Genomic DNA, 20567 nt, shown 5'->3' on the forward strand with positions numbered 1-20567 from the left:
CTCCTTATTTGCCAACACAAAAATTTGAAAATAAATTATTTAACATTTCTTCGTTATAGTTTTTACCATTTAATTCATAAATTTTTTCCAACGCCTTTCTTATATCAAACATTATAAAATCTTTAGATATGCCATTTTCAATGTTATTCGATGCTTTTTCTAAATGATTTAGGGTTTCTTTCAAGATATCTTTTTGTCTACTATTTGTAAGTAATGGTTTTTTTATAGTCAATTTATTTATAAATTTCTTATAAATTTCTTCTTCAAGGTCTTTTATATTACCTTCTTTAGCAGATATACTTATATAATGATAATTTTTTAAAAAAAATGGTTGAACAAAATTTTTATCATCGTTTTTATTTAGAACAATTATTAACTCTTTGTTTTTATAATCTTTATTAATTTTTTCAAATATTTTTTCATCATCTTTATTTGGGTTTGATCCATCAACAATAAATATAATTAAGTCAGAGTTTTTAATTGAATCAATAGATTTTTGAATTCCTATTTTCTCTATTTTATCTTCGGATTCTCTTATACCAGCTGTATCTATCACTCTTAAATATATTCCTTTGATGTTTAAATTTTCTTCTATAGTATCTCTTGTTGTCCCTGGGATATCTGTAACTATAGCTCTATCTTTTCGTAATAGAGCATTTAATAGCGTACTTTTACCAGAGTTTGGTTTCCCAACAATTGCTGTTTTAATCCCATGTACAGCCATAATTCCATTGTCTGCATTTAATAATATTTCTTTGCCAGCTTTTATAATGCTATCCACTTTATTTTTAAGGGTATCTGATTCACTTTCAAAGGCTATATCATCTGGATAATCGAGTTCTACTTCTATTTCTGTTGAGAGATCTAAGAGATCTTTTTCTATTTTACTAATATCCTTTGATAATCCCATAGTTACTTGATTTCTTGAAGCATCAAGAGATAACTCTGTTTCTGAATGAATCATGTTGTTAATAGATTCAGCTTTTATTAAATCCATCTTGTTATTTAATACAGCTCTTTTTGAAAATTCTCCTTCTATTGCATCTCTTGAATATCTTTTTAAGATAGTTATTAATTCTTCTATTATCTTTGGACCACCGTGACAAAATATTTCAAGCATATCTTCTCCTGTATAAGACTTAGGCCCTTTGTGGAATGTCCATGTGATTTCATCAATTTTCTTTTCATTATCTATAAACCAGTTATAATACATTTTTTTTGGTTTGAAACTCTTTCTTAAATGGTTCCTTATTATATCTTCTACATTATTTCCACTAATTCTTATAACACCAATAGCAGATATTCCATATGAAGAACTTAAAGCAACTATTGTATCTTTAAACATTCTCTTTCTCTCCTATTTTCAAAACTTTGTTGAAGTATTCTTTAAAATTTTTTATACCATATATAATCATTTCATTTGTTTTTGGATCAAGATTTATTCTTTTAACTTTAAAATTAAAGTCTTCTTTTCTTGGAACAACATCCTCGTCAAATACAAGTTTAACATAATTGTCCCCAATTTCAATTAGCCTAATCCCATTATATGAGGCATTTATTCTAATTCTTGCATAATCAAATAAATTGGTTAACTCTTCAGGTATTTTACCAAATCTATCTTCAATTTCTTTATACAGTTCATTTAATTCATCTAAATTTGATAGAATAGATATTCTTCTGTAAATTCTCATTCTTTCAATGGAATTTCCTATATAATATTCTGGAATCAATAGTGAACCTTTTATACCTTTTATTTCAGTATAGATTTTTTGTTTTTTCTCTATAGTTTCTTTTCCTGTCATTTTATTGACAGTTTCTTCTAAGATATCTTTATATAAATGAAGACCTATAGAATTTATGTGCCCTTTTTGATCAATACCTAAAACATCACCATATCCTCTTATTTCTAAATCTCTTAAGGCCAATTTCAAACCTGATCCAGGTTCATTAAATTTTTTCATAGCTTCTAAACGTCTTTTACTATCATTAGTAAGTGAATCCTTATATAAGAAATATGCAAAAGCTCTTCTTTTAGACCTTCCTACTCTACCTTTTAATTGATAAAGTTGAGAAATACCATATCTTTGAGAATCATCAATTATTATGGTATTTACATTTGGTATGTCTACTCCATTTTCTATTATAGAAGTAGTTACTAACATATCAATTTCATTGTTATAAAATCTATTAATTATTTTGTTAAACTCTATTTTGTTAGTTCTACCGTGTAGATACTCAATTTTTATTTCAGGAATAAGGTTTTTTAAATATTCATAAATCTTCTTTAGCCCATTTACTCTATTATGAACATATAATATCTGTCCACCTCTTGACTTTTCTCTTAATGCTGCTATTCTGACTATTCTATCTGAGTAATTACCAATATATGTTTGAATTGGCATTCTACCGAAAGGTGGAGTTGAAATAGTTGATATTTCTCTCAATCCGCTTATAGACATATACAGCGTACGTGGAATAGGTGTAGCACTCATCATTAAAAAATTAACCCCCAGCTCTAATTCTTTAAGTCTCTCTTTTTGAAGGACTCCAAATCTCTGTTCTTCATCTATTATAACAAGGCCTAATTTTTTAATCTTGATTTTTTCTGAAAGAAGTGAATGAGTACCAATTAAAATATCGATTTCACCTAATGATGCTTGTTTAATTATTTCATTTCTTTCTTTTGGTGTTATATGTCGGTTCAATAATTTTATGTTAACTCCAAATCCCTTTAACCTCTCAACAAAAGTATCATAATGCTGTTGAGAAAGAATTGTCGTTGGAGCTAAAAAAAGAACTTGATAATTATCAATTATAGCTTTGAAAGCAGCTCTTAGGGCTACTTCAGTTTTGCCAAAACCTGCATCACCAACTAATAGTCTATCCATAGGTTTGTTAGACATCAAATCTCTGTTTATTTCTTCTATACTCTTCAATTGGTCATTTGTTTCAACATAAGGAAATGTTTCTTGCAACTTCTTTTCTAACTCTTCATCTCCTTTTATTATCTTTCCTTTTTTATTCTCTCTTAGGGCATAGATTTCAAGAAGCTTTTTAACTTTTTCATGAATTTTTTTCTCAACTTCTTTTTTAGTTTTCTTCCACTTTTTCCCATTCAAAGAAGAAATTCTAACTTTAGACTTGTCTCCAATATACTTAGAAATTTTATCCAATCTTTCAACAGGAACAAATATTTTCGATTTATTGCTATATTCAATAGTTATGTATTCTCTTTTCCCTATGGGAGTTGACTTTATTTTAACCCCTTTGAAAACGCCTATACCATAATCATCGTGTACTATAAGATCATCTTCCTTTAAATCTTCCCAATCTAATAGAGGTAAATACTCTAAATCTTTTTCCTTATCTTCTGTTTGTTTCACTTTTTTTCTTTTTAATTTTATGTCTAATTCTTTATAATTTATAGTATCTAATATTTGAATATTCATACCTGAATATTTTTTGTAAATGGCTTTTTTAACCTTGGAATCTGACATCTCTATATTTTCTCTTTCTTTTTCTGTAAAAGTCTTTACAATTTTATCTTTTTCAATTATTATAAACTCAGTATCTTTTGGTAAGTAAGATAACAAAGTAGCTTTATTTTTATGAAAAAGAGAAGGAAAATAATTGAGCATATCTATATTTAGTTCTTCAATTTCTTTAAACTTTTTCATTTCCGATTTCAATCTTTCATTCATCAAATTTATGTTAAATTGATCATAGAAAATTTCACTGCCAGGAACTAAATCAAATTTTTCAATCTTTTTTATAGATTTTTGATTTAAAGGATCAAAATAATTTAACCTCTCTATTTCATCATCAAAAAGTTCCAACCTTATAGGGTTTTTATATATTGGAACAAAAATGTCTCTTATAAATCCTCTCTTTGAATATTCTGATGGCTCTGTTATTTCAAAAACATTTTTATAACCTATCTCATATAATTCATCAATGAAATTATCACCATAAGAATAATTTTTTATATAAAAATTTTCTGGTGGTATAGTGAATCTTGTCATAGAATGAAGAGTTGTAACAAGGTTTAAATCTTTACCTTTGATTAATTTATACATAATATTCAGTCTTTGTTTCTTTATTTTCGAAGAGATGTCTATGTCTTCAAAAGGAAAAATATCATAATCAGGAAAAACATTCAGATTTTCATCTTCTATTTCTAAATTGGTGTATTCAGGGAAAATAAAAACTCTTGTTTTATTTGTAGGGTTATCTTTTATATATTTTATAATATCTTTGTTCATTTTATTACCTCCGGATAAACTTCAAATATTTCTCATCTGTTGAAACATCAATAAAAGCTATAGAATCGAGATATAGATCTACGCTTTTTTCTATTTTACACACTAAATTACCTTTATTCCATGAGTAAAAAACTTCTTTACCAATTGGAACAGACTTGAAAAAACCAAAAAATTTTACGTTTGATAATTTTAAACTTTCTTCTTGAACCAATTCCAAAACAAGTTGTTTTATGTAATTTTTATTAACATTTCTCTTCAATTGATTGATAGCTAATTTTTCGATTACTTTTTTTGGTTTTACCTTTTTTAATTTTATATCGTAATTAATATCAAATCTATATACCGTTGCATTAAACCCTTCTGAATAAAATAATTTTAGGTCAAATATAAAATTAACAGTATTTTTTAAAGGTTCTTCAAAGGAAATTTTTGCCAATAGCTTGTTTGTTTCAATATCTAAAGCTTCAATTTTTTTCGTTTCGAACAAATCATATAAATTGCGTTTTTCTACCTTTTCAACTTCCAATCCATTGTTTATTTCAATGTTAAATCTATCTATTTTATTATTAACACAAACAAAACGCGGACTCATATTGTTCATGTCCGCTGTTTTTAAATTACTAATATTATTTTCTTTAGGTCTAAGATAAAATTGAATGTCCATTTCTTTTACTTGTGACTTTCGTTTGAAGAGCATATAAATTCTAAAGCCTCTTTTAATCTTATGAATGGTTCAGATAAATTAAAATATTCAGCATTATCTTTAATTTTCCCAATCAGATCTTCTCCAGCTTTTTTGGAAAAAATTAATTTGTATGTTTTTTTATCTGATATATTTATAAAAGTTTCGTTTTCTTTTTCACTTTTTTCCATATCAGAATAAGATTCTTTTATGTAAACGAGAAGTTTATCAGTATCTATAAAATCTAAAATTTCATTATCATCTATAAAAAAATAATCTATATCATTTTCACCTTCTAATATTTTTTTACCAATTATTTCAGAAGCCAAAAAACTTTTTAAATTATTTCCATAAATTATTTTTTGTATTTTACTTGGTTTTATCGGCTCAGTATATTTGAAATTAGTTGGAAGTCCTTTGTCATTCAAAGTCATCAAACCACCAGAATATTTGTCTTCGGGAGATTTGTAAATCATAAAATATCCGATCATCATTTCACTTCCTTTAAAGTCTAACGTCTATAGTATTTCCTCGATATTCATCAAATTTAAAATTATTTTTTTTATCTATATCTTTATTCTCTTTTTGAGAATTGAAATTCATAATGTTATTTTTATTTTTCCCATCCGGATTTACTTTACTATTTTCTGTTTTATTGTTCTCATTAACTTTCTTTTTACTCTCTTGAAATTGTTTAACTTTATTGAAGAGGCTTATCATTCTTGAAGAATCTTGAGCATTAGAAATACCTTGAATATTTTGAGAAGCTTGAACATTTTTTTGAACCATAATTTGGTAATTATGTAGTTCTGACATATCAATCATCTCCTTGATTCATTTTCTTCTTTAATTTAATAATTATAGAAGAATGAATCTGTGATATTCTTGATTCGCTAACCCCAATCACTTCTCCAATTTCCTTAAAAGTCAACTCTTTTTCATAATATAAAGACAAAATTAATTGTTCTTTTTCTTTTAAGGTTTTTATCTGTTCCTTCAATTCATTTTCTAAAATTTCTTTATAAGCAGATATCTCAGGATCATTTTCATTATTTTTTTCCTTTGCTTCTATAAAATCTTCACCTATATTGAGAAGATAATTATCTAATTCTAAAATCTGAGATTTGTTAATAGAATACTTAATCTTTTGAATATCAGTGAGTTCTACTTCAAGTTCTTTTGCAATTTCTTCATCAGTAAAATTCTCATCCTGGTGTTTATAAACAAACTCTTCATATTTTTTTATCAAATGCCTAATCTCTTTTGGAAGCCAATCTATCTTTCTAAGATAATCAAGCATTGAACCTTTTATCCTGGTCAAAGCATACGTATAAAAGGTTGCTCCTTGGGTAGGATCATACCTTTCATAGGATTGTAGTAACCCAATAACTCCTTCTTGAATAAGGTCATCTAAATCAACGCTTTTTGGAAGTGTATTAAGAAGGTTAATAGCTATTGCTTTTATTTTGGGCAAAAAATTTCTGACTATTTGGTCTTTATCCATTTTATACATATACTCACCCTTTTTAGATTACTTTTATTTCAACCTTTTCTCCACCACCAACTTTTTTTATCATCAGTTCAGAATTGTTTACATTAAATTCTATACTTCTTGCTCTATTTCCCCCTGTATCTTCTGCAACTATTCTTATATTTTCTTGTTTTAGTATATTTTTTATAGCTTCAACGTTTCTCTTTCCAATATCCATAGTTTTGCTGGAATTTCCAAACATTGCTGCTCCACCAGCTATCTTTGCTTCTATACTTGATAAATTTGCGCCTTTATTTTTCATTTCATTCAATACTATTTTTATACCTGAATCAGCATACTTACCTGGTTTAGGAGTATCTTTTCCCCCTGAATCAGGTAGCATGACATGAATCATTGCTCCTATTTTCTTTTTTTTATCAAGCAAACATACCCCTACACAAGATCCCAGTCCAAGGGTTACGATCAATTCTTCATTATCATTGGAAACTGTATATTCGCCTATACCAATTATTTTTTTATTCTTCATCAATTCCCAGCCCCATAGTTTTCAATATTTTATTCAAAGAAGCTTCATCTGGAATATAAATGATATATCCTGAAATTTCTTTTTCAAAATCTTCTACACTCATATTTGTTTCTATCAATATAAGATAATCTGAACCATCGGTTGTTATAAGAGATACTTCAGAAACTATGGCTGCAATCATATCAACTACAACCTTAGGTGGTAACGAATGAATGTTTAAATTAGTAAATTGAGATAATGAAACAACATAAGAACTACACATAATATTTCCCAATTCTCCTATAGCAGATCTATTCATTTCATCAAGTTCTGTAAGATCTTCTGGTTTTGGAAGCATCATCATTTCCAAAACTTTTTTTATATCTTCAGTTCCCATTAAAAATAATATTGCTCCATCTAACTCTCCACCAACACCAATCATTGCACCAGCTGTTATTTCTTCAGGATCCTTAAATATTTTCCATAAATCAGATAAAGAAATTAGCTTTACTTCGGGAACATTTATATCAGTTTTTTTGTTTAGCATCATTGAAATTGAAGTAGCTGCATTTCCAGCTCCAATATTGCCAAATTCTTTAAGTGCATCTAAATGCATTTTATTTATTTTTTCATATAAAGACATATTAACCCCCCATTAAAGTCTGTTCCTCTTCATAGATTGAATTTCATACCTAAAAACAAATTTAACAAATTTTTTCTCTGTTTTTGTATCTAAGTTCGTAAATTCCAAACCAAAAATTTTTCTTCCTACATCTGTTTCGCCAATTTTCCTCACAACTTCTGCTTCAAAGTTTTCTATTTTAAGACCTTCTTTTATATTCATATTTATGAAAACTCTATCTCCTTCTACAAGGTCATAATCTGAAACTATAGAAAGTCCACCTGCAGAAAAATCTTTACTGACAAACTTATGTTTAGGTGGATCGTCCATTTCTTCGTATTCCTTTTTTAAATAGAAATATCCATCTTCGGAAATTGGAATTCTCACATATTTTCTTCTTTGAACTTTATATATAACCTCAGGGACTTTAACTACCAAAAACCTTATATTATTTTCTTGTCCCGATTGTAGTATGATAGTTTTAAATAAAAATACTGCTGTATTTGAATAAATTCTAATTCTAATTTTAATGCCTTTTGGAAGTTTTATTAAAGCACCTTTATACATTGGAATTCCTATTTTAGCATAACCAGACTTACTATTATATTCGTGTATTATACTTTTATAGTTGCCTTCATAATATTCTTCATCTACCTCTATTTCAATAGGCATATTTATAGATATATTTCTCTTGGCAGAAACTTTTTCAACAAAATCAGACATATTATTCCCCCATTAGACATAGTATTCTATTAATTTGTTGAACATCTCAATAGCTTTTTGTGAATTTTTTGAATTGACTTTTACAACGACCCTTTCCATATTGAATAATTCATCTCTTACTTTTTCGCATTTCCCTTCTAATATTATATCATCTATATTTTTCGTTTTTATTGAAATTAAATCTCCGTATTTTATTTCTCCTTTAAAAGCTAACAAAGCTAAATAATTTGAAGAATTAAAATCAACTAAAACTGCATTAATTTTATCATTAATAATAATAGGAATAAACAACGGAATTCTAAAATCTTTTCTTTTAGTAATATATTGAAAATCTTCTTTAATCTTAAGTGTTATGTCGTGCTCGTTTTTATCAACACATACTCCATTTAACTTAAAAGTCCCATTATACACTATATCAAGTAATAGGTTATCATTTTCATTAACATCGAAAGTGGGCTTTACTATTTTTAATCGTTTGTTTTTATATGAAATTATTCTTGCTTCATCTAAAAATTGTTTACTTCTTACTTTTATTAAGTTTCCCCTGCTTAGTGCTAGTTTTAATATTATGTAAATTATTTCATTTTTCATATAATCAACTCATCCCAAAAATATTTTTAAATCTTTTAGTAAAGCTTTTTTCATTATTTGGCTCAATATTCAAGATGTCATCTACAATCAGTTCTAAGGATTTTTTAAATTTGTTGTTTATGTTTTGATTTACTATGGGTGTTTGGCTTTTGATTGAGTCATGTACTCTTTTATCATAATAAACATCGTAAAAATTAGCAATATCTTTTCCAAGAAAGTTGCTAACAGTTTTTTTGATTACCTGTTTAACAGGCTCTATCTCACTTTTTTCTCTTATCATATTTAATATTATATCAAGTTCTGAATGTACTCCTATAAAAGACAGGGCTTTTATAAGGGTGTATGCATTTACAATGGCAGTTGGCTCTGGTATTGTGATTAAAAATATTTTATCTGAGGCCAAGTAAAAAGAGTTTAATTTATCCGAATAACCAGCACCAATATCTATAATTAAATAATCATGATCTTTTGCTTTTAAAAAGAAATCTTCTGTCATTGAAGAAGTGAATCCATTCTGAAAAAGTTTCCAATCTTTAAAATCAAATCCAGAACTTATTACATCCACACCGTATTTAGTTTCTTGAATACATTGATCAAGAGTAGCTCTTCCATCTATGTAATCACTCATATTATATTTAACATTTTTACCGAGTAATATTGCAGCGTTTGCAAACCCAGCATCAGAATCAAATAATAACACTGATTTTTCTCTTTTGGCTAATTCGGCAGAGAGATTTACGGCAAAAACTGATTTCCCAACCCCACCTTTTCCTCCAGATATAGATATAATTTTTGTATCAGATTTTTTAAATTGACTTCTTAAACTTTCTGCTTGATCTTGGTATCCCGGACTCATTTCACGACCCCCTTGATAACCTCTGAGACTAATTTATCATAATCCGGCTTTTCAATATCATCAGGGACCTTTTGTCCTGTAGTTATATAATCAACTGGTAAATTAGTATATTTAGACAAAGAAATTATTTGTCCAAATGAAGAGGTTTCATCCAATTTTGTAAATATCAAAGAATTTGGATTAGAAATACTAAACTTTTCATATATATCTATTAAATCATTAGTATTTACATTAGAAGAGCAAACCAATATTTTTTTATCAGGATTAACAGTATCCATGAAAGCTTTCAACTCTCCTAATTGAAGATCATTTTTATGACTTCTTCCTGCAGTATCTATTAAAATTGTGTCCATTTCTCGCAAAGATTCTATAGTTAGCTGTAAATCTTTTGGAGTATAACAAACATAAGCAGGTATACCCATTATATCTGCATAAATCTTCAGTTGGTCTGCTGCTGCTATCCTATATGTATCAATAGTTACAATTGCAACTTTCTTATTCTTTCTTTTTATTATTGCTGCAATTTTTGCAAGTGTTGTCGTTTTTCCAATACCTGTTGGTCCAACTAACATTATCTTACCTTGTAAATTTTCTTCTTTATTTATTTGGATATCTTTCATTAGAATGTTCTTTATTTTATTTAAAAGTGTTACATCACTTTTCCAATTTTCTGTAATATTTTCAGAATCTACTTCTTCCATTATTTCATTTACTATATCTTTACTAAGACCAGACTCTTTTAAATTATCTTTTAACTCTGAAACAAACTCATTTCCAGAGTTTATTTTGTTGTTCAACTTGTTTATAAGGTTTTTTATTTCATCTAAATTCTCATTAGAGTTATCTTTTTTCTCATCTATTTTTTTCCTTTCTAAGCTTTGATTAGAATAGCCTGACGGGCTCTTTTTTGTTATCTCTTTTTTTTGTTTTTCTTGATCATATTTTATACTCTGATAATTGTTTTTTTGATTATTGTAAAAGCTTTTTGCTTCTTCATCTATACTTTTAGAAACTTCTCTTTGTGAATTTATAAGTTCTAGCAAAGACTGCATATCTTCATTCTCTTTTATGTCTAATTTCTCTCCAGTATTTTGATCACTATTACCATTTTTATTTGAATTTATTCTATCATTCAACCTTTTATTTCTATTAACCATATCGTTCATTGAATATATTGAATTCGATTGGGAGGTATAATTATCATTGTCTTTTTTATTTTTTTCTTTCTCGCTAAGTACGGTTACCTCAACATATTTTTCTCCACCAAAGCCAAAAAAACCACCTTTTTTCACTTTTTTAGTATCCAAAATATATGCATCGTCACCAAAATCATTTCTTATTTGGTCCATTGCTTCAGATATATTTTTAACCATATACTTTTTTACTTTCATAAAAATACCTCCTAAATGGTAATAACTTCATCAACATTCAAAGATAAATCAGAAGGAACTTCTTCATATGCTATTATATTTATATTTTGAACAAATCTTAAGATTAAGTTTGCAAGTGGAAATCTTATACTTTTTGAACAAATTAATATTGGATTATATCCTTTCATCATTATATTCTCTAAAGATTTAGAAATTTTTTCTATCATTAGATTACTATATTCTGGTTCCAATGCAACTAAACGTCCTTCTTCACCTTCAGTAATTGATTCTAATATTTTCTTCTCAACAGAAGAGTCAAGAGCAACTACATGTACCTGATTATCTGAAGATTTTAATCCCTCACAAATTTGTCTCCCTAATCCAATTCTTACATTTTCAACTAATTTTTCCAAATCGTATCCATGTTTATCCGCAGTTTCTATTAAGTTTTCAAAAATAACTGGCATATTTCTTATAGAAATATTTTCATAAAGAAGTGCTTTAATTACATTTTTAATTTCATGCATTTTCAACATATTTGGAACAAGTGTATCAACTAAAGTTGCATTTTTAACTCTTAGACCTTCTATTATAATTTCCAATTCTCTTATTCCTATTATTTCATGCGCATATTTTTTGATTAATTCTGAAAGATGAGTTGCAAAAACACTTGGAGCATCAACCACAGTATATCCAGAACTTATAGCCTCTTCTTTTTGATTTTCATCTATCCAATAAGCTTTTAATCCAAAGGCTGGCTCTTCTGATTCTATACCAGATAATTCTGTAGAGGCCATACCAGAATTTATTGCAAATAGCCTATCTGGGATCAATTCAAACCTTCCTATTTCAACACCCTTCAGTTTTATCATATACTCATTGGAACTCAATAAAACGCTGTCTCTTATTCTTACTGGAGCTATTACTATACCCATTTCATAAGCAATTTGCTTTCTAACTATGGTTATTCTGTCCAGTAAATCCCCACCTTGCTGAGGATCTGCTAATGGTATCAAACCATAACCAATATCAACCTCTATAGTATCGTTTTGAATAACTTCTGATACTTCATTAGGAGATGTTAAAGGTGGAGAAGATGACCTTTTTTGCTCTTCAGCTGATTCACCTTTATCTGAAGATGCAAACGAGTCAACATTTCCTCCTCCAGCTCCCTGCAAAGCTACTTCTTGTTTCATATTCCTATTCTCTACGTATGCAATAGTTATTAAGCCACCTCCAAGAATTAATGAAGGTAAAATAGGAAGTGGGGATACTAACCCGATAGTTATTAAAACTCCGCCTGTTATATTCATAACTTTTTTATCACTTGTCAATTCTCTGACAACGTCGTTACCAAAGTTTTCTTTGGAAGCTGCACGAGACACAACCATACCAGATGCTGTAGAAATAAGTAATGCAGGAATTTGAGCAACTAAACCATCACCAACTGTTAAAAGTGTGTATAATTGGGCAGCATCTCCAATAGACATTCCATGTGTTATAGAACCTATCAAAAGGCCACCAACAACGTTTATAACAGTTATAATAAGCCCTGCAATGGCGTCTCCTCTAACAAACTTACTGGCACCATCCATTGCACCATAAAAATCTGCTTCTCTTCTTATTTCTTCTCTTTTGGTTTTGGCATCTTCTTCTGAAATTAAACCAGAAGACAAATCAGCATCTATGCTCATTTGTTTTCCAGGCATAGCGTCCAGCGTAAACCTGGCAGTAACTTCAGAAATTCTCTCTGCACCTTTGGTTATAACCAAAAATTGGATTATAACTAAAATCAAAAATATTACTATACCTACTATGAAGTTACCTCCAACGACAAAATCACCAAAAGCTCTAATAACTTGTCCGTCAAAATCTTCACCTTGGAGTAAAATTAACCTTGTAGATGATACGTTTAATGATAGCCTAAGTAAAGTAGTTATCAAAAGTAAGGATGGAAAAGAAGATATATCAAGCGCTCTCTTTACATAAAGAGAGGATAATAAAATTATAATAGATAATGCAATATTAAACAATTGCAATAAATCAAGTAAGAAAGATGGTATCGGCAAAACCATTAAAAGAACCATTCCTACAATTAGCAATGCAATTAATACATCTAATCCTTTAAAATTCATGTAAACACCTCAAGACTTATTTAAATTATAAACATAAGCAAGAACCTCGGCAACAGGTTTATATAATTCTTCAGTTATTTCCTCGTCAATATCAACATCCCTATATAACGTTCTTGCCAATACTGGATTTTCAACAATAGGAACACTATTTTCCCGAGCAACTTCTTTTATTTTAAACGCAATTTCATCCATACCTTTTGCAACAACTTTTGGTGCAGGCATAGCCCCAGATTCATATTTTATGGCAACAGAATAATGAGTAGGATTAGTAACAACAACATCTGCAGTTGGTACCTCTTGAATCATCCTTGAAAAAACTATTTTTTGCATAAATTCCTTTTGTTTTTTCTTAACTTCTGGATTTCCTTCCATGTCTTTATACTCGTCTTTTACTTCTTTTTTTGTCATTCTCAAGTTCTTCTTATATTCGTACCTTTGATACCAAAAATCTATTAAGCTAATTATCAAAAGGGCTATACCAAGCTGAAACATAATTTGCATTATCAATGATACTGTAAAGGTTATTGATGCAGAAATATCTTCATCAACCAATCCCGTAACTGCTTCCATATTTCCAACAATTATCTGGTAAGATAAAATACCAACAACCGCCAATTTAGCCAAACTTTTAAGCAATTCTACGACCTTTTTCATACTGAACAGATTTTTAAATCCCTTAATAGGGTTTATTTTTGATATATCAAATTTAATTGCTTTTGGAGCTAAAAGAAATCTGGTTTGAATAAGGCCGAGCATCAATGAAATTAATGCTCCTCCTATAAAAAGAATTGCTACCTTTAAATATAAACCCAAATGTTTAGTCATTCCATAGGTAATTAGATTCTGATCAATAATCTCAGTATTAAGGTCAAAATAATCATAAAAAACTTTGACTACATCATCGACAAGTGTACTACCTATAAAATATAGTAAAGCGGTTACACCTAAAAAACTAATAGCCATATTAAATTCTTTTGATTGTGCTACATTGCCTTCTTCTCTTGCTTTATCAATTCTTCTCTGAGTTGGATCTTCAGTTTTATCCGGATCAGCGAAGAGCTGTAAATCTATTGAGAAAGAAGAATCATCGACTTTTTCACCCAATAATACATCTCTAAAAATATCTGTGATATTTCTTCTTCCCATGTTACGATCACCACCATAATAATTAAAAACCCCACTAGAATGTTGAGTGGTAAACCTACCATAAAAACGTTCATTTGAGGGATTAATCTTGAAATAATTCCCAATGCAACCTTTATAAAAATCATAAATGCAGTTATTGGCATAGCAAATTGTAGACCTATAACTAATATATCACCCAACTTTTGTGCAAATATTATATAAGATCCTCCATCTAAATTAAACAATACGGGAACCTTTTCAAAAGAAGAAATTATAAGTTCATACATGAGTATATGACCTTTTAAAAGAAAAAAAATAACAGATGCAAACAAAAAAGATAACTGTGAAATTAATGATACTTGTTCATTTAAATTCGGATCTAAAACGTTTGCAAGAGCAAAACCCATTTGGATACCCATAAACTCTCCTGCAAATTGGATCGCATAAAAAACAAGTTGGATCATTATCCCTATGGTTACTCCCAAAATAAAATTGATCAATATATGATAAACAATCATTAAAACATTGCCATCTATAGGAAATACTTGATTCACGGTAGGAAGAATTAGATAGGACAAAAAAACAACAATAAAAACTTTGACGACATTTGGAACAAAAGTGGAGCTGAAATAAGGTATCAACAAAGTTACTCCCACTAATCTTGCCATTATAAAAAACAAAATCCACAATTTGTAATCTAACAGTATTTCCACATTAAATCATTCCCATATACTCTGTAAGCAACATTGTGGTATAATCAGCAATTTCTTGTATCATCCATCCAAAAAATAATGCTATAGCCAAAAAAGTAACGATTATTTTTGGAGCAAATGTTAAAGTTTGCTCTTGAATTTGAGTAACAGCTTGAAATATACTTATGATAAGTCCAACTGCAATACTTATCAATAAGATTGGGGTTATAGTAGTTAAGAAAACATTAATCCCCGAAACAAAAGCCTCAATAAATAACTCTTCAGTCATATTCAAACACCCCTAAAACTTCTAATTAAGCTACCTATTAGTAAATCCCATCCATTTACAATAACAAAAAGCATAATTTTAAAAGGTAAAGAAATCAAAACTGGTGGAATCATCATCATGCCCATAGAAAGAAGTATACTTGCAACAACCATATCAACTAAAATGAAAGGTATATAAATTAAAACACCCATTTTAAAAGCAATTTCCAGTTCGCTCAAAGCAAATGCTGGAACCAATATTTGAAATGGAGTATCATTTATATCTTCAACGGGTTGCTCAAGATAGTTTGCCAACATAAAAACATCATCTTGATTTTTATGGGCAATAATTTCACTAGTCATGAATTCTTTGAATTGATTCCAACCTTCGTTTAAAGCTTCTTCATAACCTATTTCACCATCGTTATATGGAACTATGGCATTGTCATAAACATTAGTGAAAACTGGAAACATTATCATAACTGTTAAAAATAAAGCTAAAGCTAAAAGAACTTGATTAGGGGGTGCTTGCCTTGTACCCAACGCCTGTCTTAAAAAACCCAGAACAACCACTATCCTTGTAAAACTAGTTAACAACATCAAAAAGCCGGGGGCTAAAGAAATTACAGTTATAATTAAAATTATTTCTAATGTTGGTGTTAGAGAATTAGTTGCATCTCCTTCAATACTAATAGTTACATCTGGCAACCCTGGAGTTGTTTGAGTAAATGAAGAGACAGAAATCAATAGTACAATTATAATTAATATAATTCTTAAAACTTTATTTTTCATTACCCTTACTCTCCTTATTTAGAACAGATGCAAAAGTATTTACAAAACTACTTTTATTTTCAAGCAATTCTTGTATTTCATCGTAGTCTATTTTTTTTATAACTTCACTTGAAGAGTTTGAGAATAAAACCATATAATATTCGTCAAAAATTTTTAGAATACCTATATAAAAATTTTTATCAATATAAAATTTTTTAATGAGTCCAATTTTTGTATTCCTTTTACCACCCTTCATAAGTCTGTTAAGCAAAAAATAAAGTAACCCCATTAAAACTAAAACGAGTATAATTGTTAGCAACCAAAAAAAGATAGAAATTCCTCCACTGCTACTCAATGCTGTGGAGGATGCTTCATTACTGACTTGTTCTAAATTCATTAACTTTGCTCCAATTTTTGAATGGCTTCTATAACTCTATTTGATTGGAATGGTTTTACTATAAAATCTTTTGCTCCAGCTTGAATAGCTTCTATAACCATTGCCTGTTGCCCCATAGCTGAACAAACAATTATTTTAGCCTCAGCATCAATTTTCTTTATTTCTTTTATAGCTTGAATACCGTCCATAACTGGCATAGTTATATCCATAGTAACAAAATCAGGACTTAATTCTTTATATTTTTCTATTGCTTCCTGACCATTAGCAGCTTCTCCCGCTATTTCATATCCAGCTTTAGTTAAAGTATCTTTCAAAATCATTCTCATAAATGCAGCATCATCTGTAATTAAAACGCTTTTAGCCATTAAAAAGGCACCTCCCAAAATTTATCCTAATCTATTTTTTCTAAATTTAAAACCGCTCTAATATCTAAATATATTATTAAACGGTTTTGTACTTTAATTGTTCCTTTTACTTTCCCCGTGTAGACATCATTTTTTGATTGAATATTTTCAAGATTGGATTCATCTATTGATAAAACATTTTTTACTTCATCAACAAAAACACCAATTTCTTGTTCGTCAATTTTTAATATCAATATATTATCAAATTCATGTTCTTCAGGTAATTTTATGTTAATTTTTTTTGTTAAATCAACAACAGGAACTATTCTACCTCTTAAATTTATAACACCATTGATAAATTCTTTTGAATTTGGCACAGGGGTTACTTCTTCTATATCAACTACACTTTCTATTTCTTCAACATCTATGGCATATTCTTGATTATGAATTTGAAATGAAAGAACATCTGTCATAAAAATACCTCCTGTTAAATTAATGACGCAACATCTAAAATTAATGCAATGCTACCGTCTCCAAGTATTGCCCCACCACTAAATTCTTTTACATCAGTTAATAAAGAACCTAATGATTTAATTACGATATCATCTTGACCCAACAACTTATCAACAATAACTCCAAACTTCTTATTACCAACTTTTATGATAACAATATTTTCTTGCTCATTATTTTGTTTTCTTTCATAACCAAATATTTCTCTCAATCGTACTGTAGGTATAACTTCGCCTCTAAGCATAAATACTTCTCTGTCTTGTACTTCTTTTAACTCCCCATCACTAATCTTTTGAGTTGTGTCTATATTTGCAATAGGTATTGCATAAACTTGCTTATTGACTGTGATTAACAATGCTTCAATAATAGCCAATGTCAAAGGAAGCCTAATTGTAACTTTTGTTCCCTTGCCTTTTTCAGATTCTATAGATACAGTCCCGTTTAAACTTTCTACTGTAGATTTAACTACATCCATTCCAACTCCTCTACCAGATAATTCTGTAGCCTGTTCTTTTGTAGAAAAACCGGATTCAAAGACTAAATTAAAAACTTCTTCATCCGAGAAAGATTGAGCTTTTTGTTGATCAACTATACCTCTACTTATAGCTTTGTTTATTATTTGTTCTCTATCTAATCCATTTCCATCGTCTTCTATTTCAATTATTACTCCATTGCCTTCGTGTCTTGCAGAGAGCTTTATTGTACCAGTTTTTGATTTTCCTCTTGAAATTCTTTTTTGAGGAGATTCTATACCATGGTCTAATGAGTTTCTTATTAAATGGATTAAAGGATCTCCGATTTCATCAGCAACAGTTCTATCTAATTCTGTATCTTCTCCTTCGATTATAAGATTAATTTCTTTCTTCAAATCTTTTGATATATCCCTTACAAGCCTTGGAAATCTATTGAAAACAAAAGACACAGGAACCATTCTAACTTTCATAACTATATTCTGTAAGTCTAAAGTAATTCTTGAAAGTTGTGACAAGCTTTCATCTACTTCTTTTATGTTGTACTTTTTAAGTGTTTCAAGTATTCTACTTCTTGATATAACAAGTTCTGCCATAAGATTCATTAATTCATCTAACTTTTTAATATCGACTCTGATTGATTGAGTAGTTTTAATTCTTTTCTTTGATGATTTATCATCTGCATTATTGTTTTCTTCTTTTTCCTGCTCTTCGATTACTTCTTTTTCAAAAAGTTTCTCATCGAAATCTTCTATCAACACAAAATCCACTTCAGAAACAGATTTAACAGCAGAAATTATTTTATTTTTTGAGTGCTTCGAAATAACCCCAAAAATAAGTTCTCTATCAAATTTTTCCTCTTCAATCTCTTCACTTGTTGGTTTTGAATAAACTATTTCGCTATTCATTTCTTCAAATTTATGAACAATCATGAATGCTCTTGCTAATTTTAGTTGAACACCTTCTTTTAAAATAACTTTTACAAAATAAAAATTCAAGCCATCTTCTTTGGCTTTTTCTTGGACCTTTTCCATAGTTTCTTTTGTTGGATCATCCATATCTATAAAAAATTCATCCTCAGATAAATTTTCAATTTTATTTTCTGTTTCTTCTGGAGGTTTTTCTTCAGAAGCAGCATTCAAAGATGAGTCTTTTGAAATCCTTCCTTCCTTTAGCAAGATCTCAAATTTTTTATTAGTTTTTTCTACTGAGTCAGTATGCCCTCTTCCACCTTCTTGTATATCATTAAGTGAATCTTCAAGAGCATCCAACCCTTCAAAAAGAAGATCTAATACATCACCGTTTATTTGTATTTTTTCATTTCTTATATTATCAAGACTATTTTCCATAGAATGACACATTTTTGCCAATTCATCAAAACCTAATGTTCCTGCCATCCCTTTTAGAGTATGCATAATTCTAAAAATTTCATTTAGTATTTCAGGATTTTTTTTATCATTTTCTAAACTTAGTAAATTGTCATTAAGATTCTGGACATTTTCTCTCGCCTCTTCCAAAAATACACTTAAATAAACATCCATATCACTCATTAGATAACCTCCCTGTCATTTGAAGTAGATCAAGTGCTTTCCATAAACTATAGTACACAGCCTTTTCTTTAACATCTTCTCTTTCTCCATTGAATATTTTTTTAAATGAGTATTCTTCATCATCTATAATTAAACCAAAATACACAGTTCCTACAGGTTTTTCTTTTGTTCCACCTGTTGGACCAGCAATTCCAGATATTGATATACATACATCTGAATTTGTAATATTTTTTAACCCTTTTGACATTTCTAACACACATTCTTTTGAAACAGCACCAAATCTATTAAGAGTATTCAAATTTACATTCAAAATTTTGTTTTTTAACTCATTTGAATAAGTTATGAAACTTCCCTTGAAAAATTTAGAAGAACCGCTTTTACTCGTTATGTAATCTGATAGTTTCCCACCAGTGCATGATTCAGCTAATGCTAAGGTCAATTTATTATTAATAAAAATTTCAAAAAAATTTTCTAAAAGATTTTTTGTACCTAAAAATCTACTTCCGTATTCATTCCTAAAGAATTTAAAAATCTCTTCATCATAGTTAATATCAAGCCTTAACCCCAAATTTTTTATGATATATATTCCGTAATCTTCTTTTATTTTTAAATATTCAATTTTTTTGGTTAAATCCATTTCAGTAACACCATAAAAATACAAATTCGATTTTATCTTATCATCATTTTTAAAAATATCAAATTTATCATAAATATTATCAAAAACATTCGAAAATTCATGTGGTGGCCCTGGTAGTATAATTATCATCTTATTGTCTATTTTTATTACCTGTCCAGGGGCCGTTCCAAAATCATTGTAAAATATTTCAGCACTTTTTATAACTTTCGATTGTTTTTTTACTCCAAACTCACTAATTTGCCCTTTATTTTTATGGTAATTCAAGATCTTTTCTTTGACCTTTCTATCCTCTATCAATTCAAGACCATAAAAATCTGATACTGATTCTATTGTTATGTCATCTAAGGTTGGTCCTAACCCCCCAATTATAAATATAATATCAGAATCTTCGGATAAAAACTTTAAAGATTTATAAAAACTTTCTCTATCATCTTTAATAGCCAAAATATTTTTTATATTTAAACTTTCACTACGAATTTTTTCTACAATATACTTAGAATTTGTCTCTTCCACCTTTTTATCAACTATTTCGTTTCCAGTAGCAAGTATGGATACTTTCAATATTA

Annotated in this window: 22 protein-coding genes; all 22 read right to left on the bottom strand. The window is 28.7% G+C overall.

All coding sequences use genetic code 11. The annotated features are described in order from the left end of the window. Window positions 1-4: 4 nt before the first annotated feature. The 22 genes from mnmE to BLS00_RS03580 are packed head-to-tail and all read right to left on the bottom strand — an operon-like array spanning window position 5 to window position 20562. Window positions 5-1345, bottom strand: a complete 1341-nt coding sequence (gene mnmE / locus BLS00_RS03475) for a tRNA uridine-5-carboxymethylaminomethyl(34) synthesis GTPase MnmE (RefSeq protein ID WP_091402862.1) — start codon at window positions 1343-1345, stop codon at window positions 5-7. Continuing rightward, window positions 1338-4262, bottom strand: a complete 2925-nt coding sequence (gene mfd, locus BLS00_RS03480; protein ID WP_091402864.1) for a transcription-repair coupling factor — start codon at window positions 4260-4262, stop codon at window positions 1338-1340. Before mfd ends, mnmE begins: the two co-directional genes overlap by 8 nt. 4 nt (window positions 4263-4266) lie before the next feature. Continuing rightward, on the bottom strand, window positions 4267-4959 hold the full coding sequence (locus BLS00_RS03485) for a hypothetical protein (RefSeq protein WP_091402866.1): 693 nt from the start codon (window positions 4957-4959) through the stop codon (window positions 4267-4269). Next, window positions 4932-5420 (bottom strand): hypothetical protein, encoded by a 489-nt coding sequence (locus tag BLS00_RS03490; protein ID WP_135402764.1) that lies wholly within the window; start codon window positions 5418-5420, stop codon window positions 4932-4934. Before BLS00_RS03490 ends, BLS00_RS03485 begins: the two co-directional genes overlap by 28 nt. A gap of 28 nt (window positions 5421-5448) precedes the next feature. After that, window positions 5449-5760 (bottom strand): hypothetical protein, encoded by a 312-nt coding sequence (locus tag BLS00_RS03495; RefSeq protein ID WP_091402869.1) that lies wholly within the window; start codon window positions 5758-5760, stop codon window positions 5449-5451. A 1-nt stretch (window position 5761) separates the two neighbouring features. Continuing rightward, the gene (locus BLS00_RS03500; RefSeq protein WP_091402870.1) at window positions 5762-6457 is read right to left on the bottom strand and encodes a FliA/WhiG family RNA polymerase sigma factor; all 696 of its coding nucleotides are present in this window, start codon (window positions 6455-6457) and stop codon (window positions 5762-5764) included. Between the two features lie 13 nt (window positions 6458-6470). Continuing rightward, on the bottom strand, window positions 6471-6962 hold the full coding sequence (cheD, locus tag BLS00_RS03505) for a chemoreceptor glutamine deamidase/glutamate methylesterase CheD (RefSeq protein ID WP_091402872.1): 492 nt from the start codon (window positions 6960-6962) through the stop codon (window positions 6471-6473). After that, window positions 6952-7584, bottom strand: a complete 633-nt coding sequence (gene cheC, locus BLS00_RS03510) for a CheY-P phosphatase CheC (protein ID WP_091402873.1) — start codon at window positions 7582-7584, stop codon at window positions 6952-6954. The genes cheD and cheC overlap by 11 nt, the downstream gene beginning before the upstream one ends. A gap of 12 nt (window positions 7585-7596) precedes the next feature. Further along, window positions 7597-8286 (bottom strand): flagellar brake protein, encoded by a 690-nt coding sequence (locus tag BLS00_RS03515; RefSeq protein WP_091402875.1) that lies wholly within the window; start codon window positions 8284-8286, stop codon window positions 7597-7599. Between the two features lie 12 nt (window positions 8287-8298). After that, window positions 8299-8877, bottom strand: coding sequence for a hypothetical protein (locus BLS00_RS03520; RefSeq protein WP_091402876.1), 579 nt, complete (start codon window positions 8875-8877; stop codon window positions 8299-8301). A 4-nt stretch (window positions 8878-8881) separates the two neighbouring features. Beyond that, on the bottom strand, window positions 8882-9733 hold the full coding sequence (locus tag BLS00_RS03525; RefSeq protein ID WP_091402878.1) for a MinD/ParA family ATP-binding protein: 852 nt from the start codon (window positions 9731-9733) through the stop codon (window positions 8882-8884). Next, entirely contained in the window at window positions 9730-11124 is a 1395-nt protein-coding gene (gene flhF / locus BLS00_RS03530) for a flagellar biosynthesis GTPase FlhF (RefSeq protein WP_091402879.1), read from the bottom strand. The genes BLS00_RS03525 and flhF overlap by 4 nt, the downstream gene beginning before the upstream one ends. Window positions 11125-11135: 11 nt before the next feature. Continuing rightward, the gene (gene flhA, locus BLS00_RS03535; RefSeq protein WP_091402881.1) at window positions 11136-13238 is read right to left on the bottom strand and encodes a flagellar biosynthesis protein FlhA; all 2103 of its coding nucleotides are present in this window, start codon (window positions 13236-13238) and stop codon (window positions 11136-11138) included. Window positions 13239-13247: 9 nt separating this feature from the next. Beyond that, a complete protein-coding gene (flhB, locus tag BLS00_RS03540) occupies window positions 13248-14384 on the bottom strand; it encodes a flagellar biosynthesis protein FlhB (protein ID WP_240724337.1) in 1137 nt (378 codons plus the stop codon). Next, window positions 14306-15076, bottom strand: coding sequence for a flagellar biosynthetic protein FliR (gene fliR, locus BLS00_RS03545; protein ID WP_091402882.1), 771 nt, complete (start codon window positions 15074-15076; stop codon window positions 14306-14308). The genes flhB and fliR overlap by 79 nt, the downstream gene beginning before the upstream one ends. A gap of 1 nt (window position 15077) precedes the next feature. Further along, window positions 15078-15344 carry a flagellar biosynthesis protein FliQ gene (gene fliQ / locus BLS00_RS03550; RefSeq protein ID WP_091402883.1) on the bottom strand — a complete coding sequence of 89 codons (267 nt, stop codon included), beginning with the start codon at window positions 15342-15344 and terminating at the stop codon, window positions 15078-15080. Window positions 15345-15346: 2 nt separating this feature from the next. Then, on the bottom strand, window positions 15347-16114 hold the full coding sequence (fliP, locus tag BLS00_RS03555; protein WP_091402885.1) for a flagellar type III secretion system pore protein FliP: 768 nt from the start codon (window positions 16112-16114) through the stop codon (window positions 15347-15349). Continuing rightward, window positions 16104-16490 (bottom strand): hypothetical protein, encoded by a 387-nt coding sequence (locus tag BLS00_RS03560; RefSeq protein ID WP_091402886.1) that lies wholly within the window; start codon window positions 16488-16490, stop codon window positions 16104-16106. Before BLS00_RS03560 ends, fliP begins: the two co-directional genes overlap by 11 nt. Next, the gene (locus tag BLS00_RS03565; protein ID WP_091402888.1) at window positions 16490-16855 is read right to left on the bottom strand and encodes a response regulator; all 366 of its coding nucleotides are present in this window, start codon (window positions 16853-16855) and stop codon (window positions 16490-16492) included. The genes BLS00_RS03560 and BLS00_RS03565 overlap by 1 nt, the downstream gene beginning before the upstream one ends. Before the next feature lie 26 nt (window positions 16856-16881). Continuing rightward, window positions 16882-17307, bottom strand: a complete 426-nt coding sequence (locus BLS00_RS03570) for a chemotaxis protein CheW (protein ID WP_091402889.1) — start codon at window positions 17305-17307, stop codon at window positions 16882-16884. A 14-nt stretch (window positions 17308-17321) separates the two neighbouring features. After that, entirely contained in the window at window positions 17322-19364 is a 2043-nt protein-coding gene (locus BLS00_RS03575; RefSeq protein ID WP_091402890.1) for a chemotaxis protein CheA, read from the bottom strand. Then, entirely contained in the window at window positions 19357-20562 is a 1206-nt protein-coding gene (locus BLS00_RS03580) for a nicotinamide-nucleotide amidohydrolase family protein (RefSeq protein WP_091402892.1), read from the bottom strand. The genes BLS00_RS03575 and BLS00_RS03580 overlap by 8 nt, the downstream gene beginning before the upstream one ends. Between the last annotated feature and the right edge of the window lie 5 nt (window positions 20563-20567).

This window comes from Geotoga petraea, from assembly GCF_900102615.1.
Taxonomy (GTDB): Bacteria; Thermotogota; Thermotogae; order Petrotogales; family Petrotogaceae; genus Geotoga; species Geotoga petraea.

What these genes read in the sequence shown, in the direction of transcription:
- BLS00_RS03495 (WP_091402869.1), bottom strand. Translation starts at nt 5,760, where the DNA reads ATGTCAGAACTACATAATTACCAAATTATGGTTCAAAAAAATGTTCAA.
- flhB (WP_240724337.1), bottom strand. Translation starts at nt 14,384, where the DNA reads ATGGGAAGAAGAAATATCACAGATATTTTTAGAGATGTATTATTGGGT.
- BLS00_RS03485 (WP_091402866.1), bottom strand. Translation starts at nt 4,959, where the DNA reads ATGCTCTTCAAACGAAAGTCACAAGTAAAAGAAATGGACATTCAATTT.
- fliP (WP_091402885.1), bottom strand. Translation starts at nt 16,114, where the DNA reads ATGAAAAATAAAGTTTTAAGAATTATATTAATTATAATTGTACTATTG.
- BLS00_RS03515 (WP_091402875.1), bottom strand. Translation starts at nt 8,286, where the DNA reads ATGTCTGATTTTGTTGAAAAAGTTTCTGCCAAGAGAAATATATCTATA.
- BLS00_RS03490 (WP_135402764.1), bottom strand. Translation starts at nt 5,420, where the DNA reads ATGATTTACAAATCTCCCGAAGACAAATATTCTGGTGGTTTGATGACT.
- BLS00_RS03565 (WP_091402888.1), bottom strand. Translation starts at nt 16,855, where the DNA reads ATGGCTAAAAGCGTTTTAATTACAGATGATGCTGCATTTATGAGAATG.
- cheD (WP_091402872.1), bottom strand. Translation starts at nt 6,962, where the DNA reads ATGAAGAATAAAAAAATAATTGGTATAGGCGAATATACAGTTTCCAAT.
- BLS00_RS03500 (WP_091402870.1), bottom strand. Translation starts at nt 6,457, where the DNA reads ATGTATAAAATGGATAAAGACCAAATAGTCAGAAATTTTTTGCCCAAA.
- flhA (WP_091402881.1), bottom strand. Translation starts at nt 13,238, where the DNA reads ATGAATTTTAAAGGATTAGATGTATTAATTGCATTGCTAATTGTAGGA.
- BLS00_RS03575 (WP_091402890.1), bottom strand. Translation starts at nt 19,364, where the DNA reads ATGAGTGATATGGATGTTTATTTAAGTGTATTTTTGGAAGAGGCGAGA.
- BLS00_RS03520 (WP_091402876.1), bottom strand. Translation starts at nt 8,877, where the DNA reads ATGAAAAATGAAATAATTTACATAATATTAAAACTAGCACTAAGCAGG.
- fliQ (WP_091402883.1), bottom strand. Translation starts at nt 15,344, where the DNA reads ATGACTGAAGAGTTATTTATTGAGGCTTTTGTTTCGGGGATTAATGTT.
- BLS00_RS03570 (WP_091402889.1), bottom strand. Translation starts at nt 17,307, where the DNA reads ATGACAGATGTTCTTTCATTTCAAATTCATAATCAAGAATATGCCATA.
- mfd (WP_091402864.1), bottom strand. Translation starts at nt 4,262, where the DNA reads ATGAACAAAGATATTATAAAATATATAAAAGATAACCCTACAAATAAA.
- BLS00_RS03525 (WP_091402878.1), bottom strand. Translation starts at nt 9,733, where the DNA reads ATGAGTCCGGGATACCAAGATCAAGCAGAAAGTTTAAGAAGTCAATTT.
- BLS00_RS03560 (WP_091402886.1), bottom strand. Translation starts at nt 16,490, where the DNA reads ATGAATTTAGAACAAGTCAGTAATGAAGCATCCTCCACAGCATTGAGT.
- flhF (WP_091402879.1), bottom strand. Translation starts at nt 11,124, where the DNA reads ATGAAAGTAAAAAAGTATATGGTTAAAAATATATCTGAAGCAATGGAC.
- cheC (WP_091402873.1), bottom strand. Translation starts at nt 7,584, where the DNA reads ATGTCTTTATATGAAAAAATAAATAAAATGCATTTAGATGCACTTAAA.
- mnmE (WP_091402862.1), bottom strand. Translation starts at nt 1,345, where the DNA reads ATGTTTAAAGATACAATAGTTGCTTTAAGTTCTTCATATGGAATATCT.